Origin of the sequence: Methylobacterium oryzihabitans, assembly GCF_004004555.2 — a bacterium.
GTDB classification, from domain to species: Bacteria; Pseudomonadota; Alphaproteobacteria; order Rhizobiales; family Beijerinckiaceae; genus Methylobacterium; species Methylobacterium oryzihabitans.
The window spans coordinates 1-13,082 of sequence record NZ_SACP01000003.1 but is presented as its reverse complement, the minus strand read 5'-3'; the positions used below and the strand labels follow the sequence as shown (position 1 = coordinate 13,082).

At 71.3% G+C, this 13,082-nt stretch carries 11 protein-coding genes; 4 read left to right on the top strand and 7 right to left on the bottom strand.

All coding sequences use genetic code 11. The features are described from left to right. Positions 1 to 131: 131 nt before the first annotated feature. Complete coding sequence (locus tag EOE48_RS04020) at positions 132 to 347, bottom strand: hypothetical protein (protein WP_127727500.1); 216 nt, start codon at positions 345 to 347, stop codon at positions 132 to 134. A 293-nt stretch (positions 348 to 640) separates the two neighbouring features. On the opposite strand from EOE48_RS04020, the gene EOE48_RS04015 reads away from it, so the two are divergent. Both EOE48_RS04015 and EOE48_RS04010 read left to right on the top strand, forming a co-directional pair. Further along, entirely contained in the window at positions 641 to 1,903 is a 1,263-nt protein-coding gene (locus tag EOE48_RS04015) for an efflux RND transporter periplasmic adaptor subunit (protein ID WP_127727499.1), read from the top strand. Positions 1,904 to 2,002: 99 nt separating this feature from the next. After that, complete coding sequence (locus tag EOE48_RS04010; protein ID WP_127727498.1) at positions 2,003 to 5,185, top strand: efflux RND transporter permease subunit; 3,183 nt, start codon at positions 2,003 to 2,005, stop codon at positions 5,183 to 5,185. A 16-nt stretch (positions 5,186 to 5,201) separates the two neighbouring features. On the opposite strand, the gene aat is transcribed toward EOE48_RS04010, so the two are convergent. The 5 genes from aat to EOE48_RS03985 all read right to left on the bottom strand — a co-directional run bounded on the left by aat (position 5,202) and on the right by EOE48_RS03985 (position 9,450). Next, positions 5,202 to 5,861, bottom strand: a complete 660-nt coding sequence (aat, locus tag EOE48_RS04005; protein ID WP_127727497.1) for a leucyl/phenylalanyl-tRNA--protein transferase — start codon at positions 5,859 to 5,861, stop codon at positions 5,202 to 5,204. 149 nt (positions 5,862 to 6,010) lie between these two features. Next, positions 6,011 to 6,280: a hypothetical protein gene (locus EOE48_RS04000; protein ID WP_127727496.1), complete on the bottom strand. Its 270-nt coding sequence runs from the start codon at positions 6,278 to 6,280 to the stop codon at positions 6,011 to 6,013. Between the two features lie 162 nt (positions 6,281 to 6,442). Continuing rightward, positions 6,443 to 7,798 (bottom strand): acetyl-CoA carboxylase biotin carboxylase subunit, encoded by a 1,356-nt coding sequence (gene accC, locus EOE48_RS03995; protein WP_127727495.1) that lies wholly within the window; start codon positions 7,796 to 7,798, stop codon positions 6,443 to 6,445. Positions 7,799 to 7,879: 81 nt separating this feature from the next. Beyond that, entirely contained in the window at positions 7,880 to 8,365 is a 486-nt protein-coding gene (accB, locus tag EOE48_RS03990) for an acetyl-CoA carboxylase biotin carboxyl carrier protein (RefSeq protein ID WP_127727494.1), read from the bottom strand. Between the two features lie 293 nt (positions 8,366 to 8,658). Continuing rightward, a complete protein-coding gene (locus EOE48_RS03985) occupies positions 8,659 to 9,450 on the bottom strand; it encodes a DsbA family protein (RefSeq protein ID WP_127727493.1) in 792 nt (263 codons plus the stop codon). A gap of 114 nt (positions 9,451 to 9,564) precedes the next feature. On the opposite strand from EOE48_RS03985, the gene EOE48_RS03980 reads away from it, so the two are divergent. Continuing rightward, entirely contained in the window at positions 9,565 to 10,734 is a 1,170-nt protein-coding gene (locus tag EOE48_RS03980) for a pyridoxal phosphate-dependent aminotransferase (protein ID WP_127727492.1), read from the top strand. Between the two features lie 45 nt (positions 10,735 to 10,779). Here the strand turns inward: EOE48_RS03980 and EOE48_RS03975 are convergent, their stop codons facing one another. Beyond that, a complete protein-coding gene (locus tag EOE48_RS03975) occupies positions 10,780 to 12,216 on the bottom strand; it encodes a sulfatase family protein (protein WP_246153945.1) in 1,437 nt (478 codons plus the stop codon). 278 nt (positions 12,217 to 12,494) lie between these two features. Here EOE48_RS03975 and dksA point away from each other — a divergent pair, with 278 nt between their 5' ends. Continuing rightward, the gene (dksA, locus tag EOE48_RS03970) at positions 12,495 to 12,914 is read left to right on the top strand and encodes an RNA polymerase-binding protein DksA (RefSeq protein ID WP_127727491.1); all 420 of its coding nucleotides are present in this window, start codon (positions 12,495 to 12,497) and stop codon (positions 12,912 to 12,914) included. Positions 12,915 to 13,082: the final 168 nt, after the last annotated feature.

Sequence of the window (13,082 nt, the reverse complement as noted above, 5' to 3'; positions counted from 1 at the left end):
AGCCTGCTTGCCTCTCGGTCTGAAGAACAAGCAGCCGTTTCCCGGACGACTGGAACGCAGTGGAAGGAGATCCGGGAAAGGGGTGCTTCGCGCGGTTGATACGATGAGCGGCCACTCAAACAGAGAAGCCCTCAGAACAGAACGATGCCGGCGACGTAGGCGAGCACCCCGATCACGTCGAGCACGGACAGCGCCCGCAGGGTCGGCCCCCAGCCGAGGCCGTGATGCACCGCCAGATGCACCGCACCGGCCAGGGTGGCGGCGCAGACCAGCATCAACGCCCACAGCGCCCGGATGTCCTTGAGGCCGAGGCCGACGACGGCGATGGACAGGACGGACTTGAGCATCGGGGGCCTCCTGGGAACGCGGCCGCGGTCGTGCCGCAGCGCCGGCGGACCCGGCGACTTATCATGATGGACGCCTCCGGCCGAGTTCCTCTCGACTTAGATCGGGTGGAATAAGCCACAATCCGAGACCGTTGCCGCGCCGCGTCACGGTTCCGTCGCAGTCGGCCCTTATCGACTCTCGTAACGTCTTGTGTGATAGCGCGGGTCAGCGCACTGGAACGAAGTCGGCGGCCGGCTCATTGCATTCGGCAGGCCGCCTCAGGGCGTTTGATCGATCTGCCGAGTAGAGCGCGATGACCGACGCCGATGCTGCGCCCCCTCCGCCCCGCGGGCTGAAGCTGCGCACCCAGATTCTCATCCTCGCCGTGCTCGCGGCCGGGACCGGCCTCGGTTACGCCCAGCTGCGGCAGGGCGGCGCCGCGGACGCGGCCGAGCGCGCCGCCTACATCCCGGCCCCGCGCGGCAATGCCGCCGGCGGCGCAACCGGCTTCGTGCTGACGCCCGAGCAGCTCGCCACCGTGTCGACCTCGCCGGTGGAGCAGCGCCTGTTCTCCGAGGAGATCCTCACCGAGGGCAAGATCGGCGTCGACGAGTACCAGGCGACGCCGGTCTTCTCGCCCTACCAGGGCCGCGTCGTGCAGATCCTCGCCCGCGCCGGCGAACGGGTCGAGCGCGGCCAGCCGCTGTTCTCGGTCCAGTCCAGCGAGATGGTCCAGGCCCAGAACGACTACCTCTCGGCCCTCAACGTGCTGAGCAAGGGCCGCTCGCAGCTCACCCTGGCCCAGGCGGCCGAGAAGCGCCAGCGCGACCTCTACGAGACCCGCGCGACCACCCTGCGCGAGCTGCAGAACGCCCAGAACGACCTCAACGCCGCCCAGAACGACGCCCGCACGGCGGAGGTCGGCCTCGAGGCGGTGCGCAACCGCCTGCGCATCCTCGGCCTGCGCGACGACGAGATGACCGCGCTCCAGAAGGGTGCGATCAACCCCGACACGCCGATCAACGCGCCGCTCAGCGGCACCATCATCCAGCGCAAGATCGGGCCGGGCCAGTACGTCAGCAACAGCGGCGAGCCGTCCTACCTCATCGGCGACCTGTCGAAGGTCTGGCTGATCGCGCAGCTGCGCGAGACCGACGCCGCCAAGGTCGAGATGGGCGAGCGGCTGCAGTTCCGGGTCCTGGCCTACCCGGACAAGGTGTTCGACGGCAAGGTCAGCTTCATCGGCAGCTCGGTCGACCCGGCGACCCGCCGCATCGTGGTGCGGGCCGAAATCGACAACAGGCAGGGGCTGCTGAAGCCCGAAATGTACGCCAACGTGCGCATCCTCAACGAGCGCGAGTCGATCTCCGCCGCGATCCCGCGCCCGGCGGTGATCCTCGAGGGCAACAAGGCGAGCGTCTGGGTGCTGAAGGCCGACAACACCGTCGAGAATCGCCGGGTCCGCACCGGCATCATCGACGGCGACACGATCGAGGTTCTCGACGGGCTGAAGCAGGGCGAGCGCGTCATCACCCGCGGCTCGCTGTTCATCGACCGGATGACCAACCAGGGCTGAGCGGCTCCCGCTCCGCCGGCCTCCAGACCCGACCGAACGCCACGCCGCGCGCCGAACCGCCGGGCGAGGGCACGAACCCACCTTGAAAGCCATCGCGTCATGACCGGCATCGTCGCCCTCGCCCTGCGGCAGCGCGCCCTCGTGGTGCTGGCCTTCGTGCTCCTCGTCGTCGCCGGGCTGGCGGCGTTCCGGAACCTCAACATCGAGGCCTATCCGGACCCGACCCCGCCGATGATCGACGTCATCACCCAGGCGCCGGGGCTCTCGGCCGAGGAGATCGAGCGCTACATCACCGTGCCGATCGAGGTCATCACCTCGGGCCTGCCGAACCTCAAGCAGGTCCGCACGGTCTCGCTCTACGGCCTGTCGGACGTGAAGCTGCAATTCGGCTTCGAGTTCACCTACCAGGAGGCCGAGCAGCAGGTCCTCAACCGGCTGGCGCAGCTCGACCAACTGCCGAACAACGCCAAGCCGGCAATCTCGCCGGTGAGCCCGATCGGCGAGATCTTCCGCTACAAGCTCGCGGCGCCGGCGGGCTACAGCGTCCTCGACCTCAAGACCCTGCAGGACTGGGTGCTGCGGCGGCGCTTCCGCGCCGTGCCGGGCGTCATCGACGTGATCGGCTGGGGCGGCAAGACCAAGACCTTCGAGGTCAACGTCGACCTCGACCGGCTCACCGCCTACGGCCTGACGCTCGCCAACCTCACCAAGACCCTCACCGACAGCAACCTCAACGTCGGCGGCGACCGCATCAGCCTCGGCAGCCAGTCGGCGGTGGTGCGCGGCGTCGGCCTGATCCGCTCGGTCGACGACATCGAGCAGACGGTGCTGACCTCGTCGGGCGGGGCGCCGGTGCTGGTGCGCGACGTCGCCAGCGTCACCATCGGCCACCAGCCGCGGCTCGGCATCGCCGGGATGAACGAGGACGACGACGTCGTCCAGGGCATCGTGCTGATGCGCCGGGGCGAGAAGAGCACGCCGACGATCCAGGCGGTCGAGGAGGAGGTGCGGCGCATCGAGGCCGCCGGGATCCTGCCGCCCGGGGTGCGGATCGAGCGGATCTACGACCGCTCCGACCTGATCGAGGTCACGACCCACACCGTGCTGCACAACATGGTGTTCGGCATCGCCCTGATCCTGGTGATCCAGTGGCTGTTCCTCGGCAACCTGCGCAGCGCCCTGATCGTGGTGGCGACGATCCCGTTCGCGCTGTTCTTCGCGGTGGTGATCCTCGTCGCGCGCGACGAATCGGCCAACCTGCTCTCGGTCGGCGCCCTCGATTTCGGCCTGATCGTCGACGGTACGGTCATCATGGTCGAGAGCATCTTCCGGCGCCTGTCGGGCCACGGCACGCCGGTCTCCGGCCATGCCGGGGCGCCGCTCGCCGCCACCGGGCTCGGCGACAAGATGCGGCGGATCGTGCTCGCGTCGAGCGACGTCAGCCGCTCGATCGCCTTCGCGGCGGTCATCATCATCACAGGCTTCCTGCCGCTCTTCACCCTCACGGGCGTCGAGGGCCACATCTTCGGCCCGATGGCGCAGACCTACGCCTATGCGCTCGCCGGCGGCCTCATCGCCACCTTCACGGTGACGCCGGTGCTGTCGGCCTACCTGCTGCCCGAGCACATCGAGGAGGTCGAGACCCTGCTGGTGCGCACCCTCGACCGGCTCTACCGCCCGGTGGTGCGCGCCGCCGTCGCCAACCGGGTGCTGACGCTCGGCCTCGCCGCCCTGGTCTTCGCCGGGGTCGCGGTCACCGGCCGCGGGCTCGGCCTCGAATTCCTGCCCAAGCTCGAGGAAGGCAACCTGTGGCTGCGCGCCACGATGCCGGCGACGATCTCGCTCGCCGAGGGCAACACCTACGTCAACCGCATCCGCCGGATCATGGCCGAGGTGCCGGAGATCGAGCGGGTGGTGTCGCAGCACGGCCGGCCCGACGACGGCACCGACGCCGCCGGCTTCTTCAACGGCGAGTTCTTCGCGCCGCTCAAGCCGGTCGAGAAGTGGCGGCCGGGCGTGACCAAGGAGGCGATGCTGGACGAGCTGCTCGACAAGCTCAGGCGCGAGTTCCCCGGCGTCGAGTTCAACGTCTCGCAGTACCTCCAGGACAACGTCGCCGAGGCGGTGTCGGGCATCAAGGGCGAGAACTCGTTCAAGATCTTCGGCCCCGACCTCCAGACCCTCACCGACATCGCCCGCAAGGTCGAGGCCTCGCTCAAGACGATCCCCGGCGTCACCGATCTCGGGGTGTTCACGTCGCTGGGCCAGCCGACGGTGCAGATCAACGTCGACCGCACCCGGGCCGCCCGCTACGGGCTGACCCCCGGCGACATCAACTCGACGGTGCGCACCGCGATCGGCGGCGACAGCGCCGGCGACCTCTACGACGGCGGCAGCGACCGGCACTATCCGATGATCGTGCGCCTCGCCTCGCAGTTCCGCCAGAGCGTCGCGGCGATCCGCAACCTGCGCATCACCGGCCAGGGCGCCAACGGCACGGTGCTTCAACTGCCGCTGTCCTCGGTCGCGACGGTCGAGCTGGTCTCGGGCCCGGCCTACATCTACCGCGAGGGCCAGGAGCGCTACCTGCCGGTGAAGTTCAGCGTCCGCGACCGCGACCTCGGCAGCACGATCATCGAGGCGCGCGAGAAGGTCGCGTCCGAGGTGGCACTGCCGCCGGGCTACCGGATCGAGCTCGTCGGCGAGTTCAACAACATGCAGGGCGCCCTGGCGCGGCTGTCGGTGACGGTGCCGCTGGCGGTCGGGCTGATCGCGATCCTGCTGTTCATGAACTTCAACTCGATCGTCGACACCCTGCTGGCGCTGAGCGTGATCCCGATGGCGGTGGCAGGCGGCATACTCGGGCTGGCACTGACCGCGACCCCGTTCAGCGTCTCGGCGGCGATCGGCTTCATCGCGCTGCTCGGCATCGCGGTAATGGACGGGATCATCGTGATCTCGCACTACAACGGCCTCGTCGCCGCCGGCGAGGAGCGGGTGCGGGCGATGCTGCGCACCTGCCACACCCAGATGCGGCCGGTGGTGATGACCTGCGTCGTCGCGGGCGTCGGCCTGCTGCCCGCCGCCTTCTCCAGCGGGGTCGGGTCGCAGGTCCAGAAGCCCCTCGCCCTGGTGGTGGTCGGCGGCATGGCGCTGGCGCCGCTCCTGATCCTGCTGATCCTGCCGGTGCTGATCCTGATGTTCTCGCGCCGCAGGCCGCCCCGGATCGCCGGCAAGGCCGGGAGTGCCCCGCACCTGCACCCGGAATCGCTGCCGGCGTGAGCGTCCGGGAGCCGGATCAGGCCCGCAGCAGCGCCACCGCCTCGGCGCCGCTCAGCGGCGCGGCGTCCCACTGCGCCGTGGCGGCAACCGCCTCGCGCAACTGCCGCTTGTAGGCCTGGCGCGGGATCTCGATCGCGCCGAACTGGGCGAGATGGCCGGTGACGAACTGGGCGTCGAGCAGGCGGAAGCCGCCGCGGCGCAGCCGGGCGGCGAGATGGACGAGAGCGACCTTGGACGCGTCGCGGGCGACATGGAACATGCTCTCGCCGAAGAACGCCGCCCCGAGGGAGACGCCGTAGAGCCCGCCGACGAGGGCGCGGTCCTCGCCGGCATAGACCTCTACGGTGTGGCAATGGCCGAGGTCGAACAATTCGCCGTAAAGGTCGCGGATGCGGCGGTTGATCCACGTCCGCGCGCCATCCTGGCGCGGCGCGGCGCAACCGGCGATCACCGCCTCGAAGTCGCGGTCGGCCACCACCTCGAACAGGTCCTGGCGGACCGTGCGGGCGAGCCGGCTCGACACGTGGAAGCCGTCGAGGGGCATGACGCCGCGCTCCCGCGGCTCGACCCAGTAGATCGTCGGGTCGTCGGCATCCTCCGCCATCGGGAAAATGCCGGCGGCATAGGCCTTCAGCAGGATGTCGGGGGTGATGTCGACGTAGGCGTTGCCGTGCATCGGTGCAGCGTCCCGCGGGCGGAGCCGGAGCGACGACCCCGGCTTGCACCACACCGGAGATGGGGTCGCAGAGCCCGTCCGGCGAGGGGCGCGCACGCCCCGTCCGCGATCCCGCGCGGCGGGCGCCGCGCGGAGTCGCGGGGTGTGGCTCAGAAGCCCGGGCCGCCCGAGGTATCGCCGAGATTCGGCACCATGCGGTTGGGGTTCTTGGCGTTGCCGCCCTTGGCCGAATCGACGAAGGTCTCGACCTGGTTCGGCGGCAGCGGGCGCGAGGGCGCCACCGGGGCCACGACCGACCCGGTCACGTCGGGCACCACCATCACGGCGGGCGGGGCCGCCGGCCGCTCGACGACGACCTGGGCGAGGGCGGGGGTGGCGGCCAGCAGCGCGGCCGCGCAGGCGAAGGTCGCAAAGCGCATCGGAGGCATCCTGTCTGTTGTTCGACCAGCCGGTCCGGGCTCGTCGAAGACGAGGCCAAGTCGTGCCGCGGTCGGGATGCCGGGAGAACCGGCCGGGGAGCGGGAGGTTCCCCAGGGGCCGGGTGGATTTTGCGTCGCGGCATGCTGCCGCCGCCGGCGTCCTCAGCCGGCGTCGAGGCCGCCGGTGCGCAGGAACTCCTCCAGCCAGTGGATGTCGTAGAGGCCGTTCTGGATGTCGGGGTTGCGCACCAGGGTGCGGAACAGCGGCAGCGTCGTGTCGACCCCGTCGACCACGAACTCGTCGAGGGCCCGGCGCAGGCGCATCAGGCACTCGTTGCGGGTGCGGCCGTGGACGATGAGCTTGCCGAGGAGGGAGTCGTAGTGCGGCGGGATGCGGTAGCCCTGGAAGGCGGCCGAATCGACCCGCACGCCGAGGCCGCCGGGCGGGTGGAAGTAGGTGATCGTGCCGGGCGAGGGCCGGAAGGTCGCCGGGTGCTCGGCGTTGATCCGGCACTCGATGGCGTGGCCCTCGACGCGCACGTCCTCCTGACGCACCGACAGCGGCGCCCCGGCCGCGACCCGGATCTGCTCGTTGACGAGGTCGATCCCGGTGATCATCTCGGTCACCGGATGCTCGACCTGGATCCGGGTGTTCATCTCGATGAAGTAGAACTCGCCGTCCTCGTACAGGAACTCGATGGTGCCGGCGCCGAGATAGCCGAGTTCCTGCATCGCCTGGGCGACCGTGGTGCCGATGCGCTCGCGCATCTCGGCGTTGAGGGCCGGCGAGGGCCCCTCCTCCCACACCTTCTGGTGGCGGCGCTGGAGCGAGCAGTCGCGCTCGGCGAGGTGGACCGCACCGCCGCGGCCGTCGCCGAGCACCTGGACCTCGATGTGGCGCGGCTTCTCGAGGTACTTCTCGATGTAGACCGCGTCGTCGCCGAACGCCGCCTTGGCCTCGGTGCGGGCGGTGGCGAGCGCCACCTCCAGGTCGGCCTCGCTGCGCGCGACCTTCATGCCGCGGCCGCCGCCGCCGGAGGCCGCCTTGATGAGCACCGGGTAGCCAATCTCCGCGGCGATGCGCCGGGCCTCGTCGGGGTCGGCGACGCCGCCCTCGGAGCCGGGCACGCACGGGATTCCGAGGCGCTTGGCGGTGCGCTTGGCCTCGATCTTGTCGCCCATCACCCGGATGTGCTCGGCCTTGGGGCCGATGAACGCGATGTTGTGATGGCCGAGCACCTCGGCGAAGCGCGCGTTCTCCGACAGGAAGCCGTAGCCCGGATGCACCGCGTCGGCGCCGGTGATCTCGCAGGCGGCGATGATCGACGGGACGTTGAGGTAGCTGTCCCGGGCCGGGGGCGGGCCGATGCAGACGCTCTCGTCGGCCAGCCGCACGTGCATCGCGTCGGCGTCGGCGGTGGAATGGACCGCCACGGTGGCGATGCCGAGTTCCTTGGCGGCGCGCAGCACCCGCAGGGCGATCTCGCCCCGGTTCGCGATGAGGATCTTGTCGAACATTGCGGCCGTACTCCAGCCCGACTCGTCACAGGTCCGGCGAGCGCGACGCTGCGTCCGGCATTCAGGGGAAGGGGAGCGGCCCTACTCGATGACCAGCAGCGGCTCGCCGAACTCGACCGGCTGGCCGTCCTCGACGAACACGGCGGTCACGGTCCCGGCCCGCGGGGCGACGATGTCGTTGAAGGTCTTCATCGCCTCGACCAGCAGGACCCGGGCCCCGGCCTCGACCCGCGTGCCGACCTCGACGAACGCCTTCGCGTCCGGCGACGGCTTGCGGTAGGCGGTGCCGACCATCGGCGACAGCACGGCGCCCGGATGGGCCGCGGCGGCCTTGCCGCCCTCGGCGGGTGCCGGCACCGGGGCGGCGGCCGGCAGCGGCGGGGCCGCGGCGGCGGGCGCGGCCACCGGCACCTGGATGTTGGCGGTGAGGGTGCGGGCGACGCGGATGCGCAGGTCGCCCTTCTCGACCTCGATCTCGCTCAGGCCGGTCTCGGCGATGAGGTTGGCGAGTTCGCGCACGAGTTCCGGGTCGAACGGGTCCTGCTTGTGGTTCGGGGGCTTGGACATCGCGGGTGGGATCGATCTGAACGGTTGCGGGGGAGGACGGGGTCGCGGCCGATATGGCGCGGAATCGGCGAGTGTCACCGGGCGGCGGCGACCACCGGGCAGGTCGGTCGGAGAGGAGACGAGGAGGTCATCGCAACCCGGGCGGCCTGCACGAGGCGGTGCCGCAAGGCCGGCCGGGCGGCGGCGGAAGCGGGCCGTCCGGGGGGCTTGAGGATGCCGGCGCTCTTACCCGATGGCGGGCCGCGGCGATAGGCCCCCGGCGCACGACGCGGCCGCGCCCGGAGACGTCGGCCTCAGCAGGTGGCGTGGCCGCACTGGCGCACGCCCGCAATGGTCTTGCGGATCGGCTCGGCGCCGACCGCGCCCGGGATGATCTCGTCGCCGATGATGAAGGCCGGGGTGCCCGACAGGCCGAGCTTGTCGCCGAGCCCGACATTCTCCTGCAAGGCCGCCTGGACCTCGGGGGCCTGCATGTCCTTCTGCACCCGGGCGACGTCGAGCCCCATCTCGCGGGCCACCGCCAGCGCGCGCTCGCCGTTGACCCGGCCGCGGGATTCGAGCAGGCGGGTGTGGTACTCGAACAGCCTGTCGCCCTTGAGCTGCGCCTTGACCGCGAGCGCGACCTTGCTGGCCTCGACCGATTCCGGGCCGAGGACCGGGAAGTCCTTCAGCACGACCTTCAGCTTCGGGTCGGCCTTCATCACGGTCTGGAGGTCGGCGAGCGCCCGCTTGCAGTAGCCGCAATTGTAGTCGAAGAACTCGACCAGGGTGACGTCGCCGTTCGGGTTGCCGGCGACGATGCCGCCGAGGCCGCCATGCAGGGTGTCGCGGCTGTCCTTGAGCGCGCTGGCCTGGGCCTGCTTCTGCGCCTCCTGCTGGCGCTTCTCCAGTTCGGTCATCGCCTCCTGGAGGATCTCGGGGTTCTTCAGGAGGTAGTCCTTGATGATCCCCTCGACCGCCTGACGCTGGGCGTCGCTGAACGGCGCCGCGGCCTGGGCGCCGGCCGGTGCCTGGGCGCGGGCGGGGGCGGCCAGGGCGACGAGGCCGGTCAGGGCGAGGGCGGGCATCAGGCGGGTCAGGGGCATCGTCGTCCTCGTCGCGGCGGAGCGCCGGCTTGCGGCGTGCGTGATGCCGTGGTGGTTAGGCGGTTTCGCGGCGGCCGGTCAAATCGCGCCCCGCCCGCCCCAACCGGACGCGCCATGGTCTCCGACACCCCTCCCCCGCTCTCCCGCCGCGCCGCCCGCGTCGCCCCGTTCCTGGCCATGGACGTGCTGGCGGCCGCCGCCCGGCGCGAGCGGGCGGGCGACCACGTCGTGCACATGGAGGTCGGCCAGCCCTCGGCCCCGGCACCCCGCGCCGCCCTGGCGGCCGCGCAGGCGGCGCTCGCCACCGGGCGCATCCCCTACACCGAGGCCCTCGGCATCGCGCCCCTGCGCGAGCGCATCGCGCGCCACTACGCCGACGCCTACGGCCTCGCGGTGGCGCCCGAGCGGGTCGTCGTCACCACCGGCTCCTCGGCCGGGTTCGTGCTGGCGTTCCTCAGCCTGTTCGACGCCGGCGGCCGGGTGGCGATCGCGGCCCCCGGCTACCCGGCCTATCGCAGCGTGCTCCAGGCCCTCGACCTCGAACCGGTCGACCTGCGCCTGCGCGACGCGGACGGCTTCGTGCCGACCCCGGCCCTCGTGCGGGCGGCCCACGCGGAGGCCGCGCTCTCGGGCCTGCTGGTGATGAGCCCGGCCAACCCGTCGGGCACGATGATCGACGCCGCCGGTCTCGCGGCGCTCGGCGAGACCTGCCGGGAACTCGGCCTGCGCTTCATCTCCGACGAGATCTACCACGGCCTGACCTACGGCGCCCCGGCCGCGACGGCGCTGGCGGCCGACGACGGCGCGGTCATCATCAACTCGTTCTCGAAATACTACTGCATGACCGGTTGGCGCATCGGCTGGATGGTGGTGCCGGACGCCCTGGTGCGCCCGGTCGAGCGGCTGGCGCAGAACCTCTACATCTCGGCGCCCTACCTGTCGCAGGTCGCCGCGCTCGCCGCCTTCGACGCGGCCGAGGAGCTCGAGGCGGTCAAGGCGGATTACGCCCGCGCCCGCGCGCTGCTGCTCCACGAGCTGCCGGGGCTCGGCCTCGGCGACGTCCACCCGGCGGACGGGGCGTTCTACCTCTACGCCGACGTCGCCCGGCTCACCAACGACTCGATCGGCTTCTGCCGCCGGATGCTCGACGAGGCCGGCGTCGCGGCGACCCCCGGCCTCGACTTCGACCCGGCGGAGGGCAGCCACCACCTGCGCTTCTCCTTCGCCGGCCGCGAGGCCGAGGCGCACGAGGCGGTGCGGCGCCTGCGCGGCTGGCTGCGCTGAGCGGGGCGGGCCCGTCAGCCGCGTGCCCGGGCAGGGCGCGGGACCTCAGCGCGGCCCCTCCCCGGCCGTCGCCGGACGGGGCGGGGCCGGCGGCGTCGGGGCGCCGAAATGGTCGGCGAGCTGCGCGCCGGTATAGGTCTCGGAGAAGCTGTCGGGCCGCTCCGGCAGCATCGTGGCATCCCACGCCGCCCAGGCCGCTTCGAGCCGGGCGAAATCCTCCGGGCGGCGGGACTTCAGGTTGGCGCGCTCCAGCGGGTCGGCGACGACGTCGAACAGGAAGGTGTTGCCGCGGATCCGCAGGTACTTGAGGTCGCCGTCGCGCATCGCCGCCTGGGCATTGGCCCGGTAGCGCCAGTGGAAGGTCCGCGGGCGCTCGGGCGCCTGCCCGGTGAGGATCGGCAGCAGGTCGATCCCGTCGGAGGGATGGGCGGGGTCGGGCGCGGCGCCGGCGGCGGCGAGCAGGGTCGGCAGCCAGTCCATCGAGATCATCGGCTGGGCCGAGACCACGCCCCTCGGCAGCCGGCGCGGCCAGGAGACCAGGGCCGGGATGCGCAGGCCGCCCTCCAGCAGCTCGGTCTTGCGCCCGGTGAACGGCCAGGTGTCGGAGAAGCGCTCGCCGCCGTTGTCGCTGGTGAACACCACGATGGTGTCCTGCGCGACGCCGTGCGTCTCGAGGGCGTCGAGCACGCGGCCGATCTGGGTGTCCATCTCGGCGACGATGCGCCGGTAGGTCTCCTGGGTGCCGCCGTCGAAGTGGCGCAGGTTGCTGCCGGCGATCCGGCGCGACTCGGCCTCGTCGTCGGGCGTCTCCCACGGCCAATGCGGCGCGTTGAAGTGCAGGCTGAGGAAGAACGGGCGACCGGCTGTCGCCGCGGCCGCGACGGTCTCCACCGCCCGGCGCCCGAGCAGGTGGGTGGCGTAGCCGACCTCCTCGATCCGCACGTCGCCGTCCCACAGGTCGGGCTTGTCGTCCGTTCCCTTGTGGCTGAAGTAGTCGATCGTGCCGCCGCGAAAGCCCCAGAACGCGTCGTAGCCGCGCTGGAGCGGCCCGAACTCCCGGACGCTGCCGAGGTGCCACTTGCCGACCAGCGCCGTGCGGTAGCCGGCCTCGCGCAGCAGCCCCGGCAGGGTCGGGTGCCCGGCCGGGATGCCGCCGGCGAACCGGGTGGTGACCGGCTCCTCCAGCCCGACCGGCAGCCGGTACTGGTAGCGCCCGGTGATGAGCGCCGTGCGGGTCGCCGAGCAGACCGCCGAATTGGCGTAGCCTTGCGTGAACCGCACGCCCCGGGCGGCGATCCGGTCGATGTGCGGCGTCGCGAGATCGGGCCGGCCGTAGCAGGCGACGTCGGCGTAGCCGAGGTCGTCCGCCATGATGAACACGATGTTGGGCTGCCCCGCCGCCCGCGCCTCGCGCCCGAAGGCCGAGACCGCGGCGCCGGCGGCGGCATTCCGCAGCACGCGCCTGCGTGTCAGATCCGCCACCGCCACCTCCCCGGCCCGCTCCGCAGGATTACTCCGGGCCCGGCCCGGCCGGCAAGGTCCGGGCGATCCGCGCGGGCCTCCCGGCAGCGGGGTTCCGCTGCGCCGCCTCGTTCCGGCGGAGCGTGACACGATTGCAGCATGCGCCGGCCGAAGCGCGCGGAAGATTAACCGCCGCGCTCGCGCGTCGCGGCACCACGTTGTGATGGCCGCCGGCCTCGATTATACGCCTGCCTCATTCGGCTGACGCCGCCTGAACATCGTTGTCTCGAGGGCCCCGGATGGCAAAGGTCGTGATCGAGGAGGGTTACGCCCCCAGTGACGGCGAGCCCTTCATGAACGATCGGCAGCGCGAGTATTTCCGCCGCAAGCTGCTGAATTGGAAGCAGGACATCCTCCGCGAAGCCCAGGACACCCTGGTCGCCCTGCAGACCGAGAACGAAAATCATCCTGATCTCACCGACCGGGCTTCGTCCGAGACCGATCGCGCGATCGAGTTGAGGGCCCGGGACCGGCAGCGAAAGCTGATCGCCAAGATCGATTCCGCACTCTCACGGATCGAGGACGGATCCTACGGCTATTGCGAGGAGACCGGCGAGCCGATCTCGCTCCGGCGCCTGGAGGCCCGGCCGATCGCGACCCTGTCGCTCGAGGCGCAGGAGCGGCACGAGCGCCGGGAGCGGGTCTACCGCGACGACTAAATAGAAACTGTCTCCAAGTGACTGACTTGATGAGTAATTTCTGAACGCGGGATCCCCTCTCCCGAGTGGGAGAGGGGTAGGGGTGAGGGTGGCTCGGGCTCAAGATTAAGCACCAACGGTCGAGCCGCGCAGCTCGACATTCGGCGTTTCATTCTGAGCCCGAGCCAC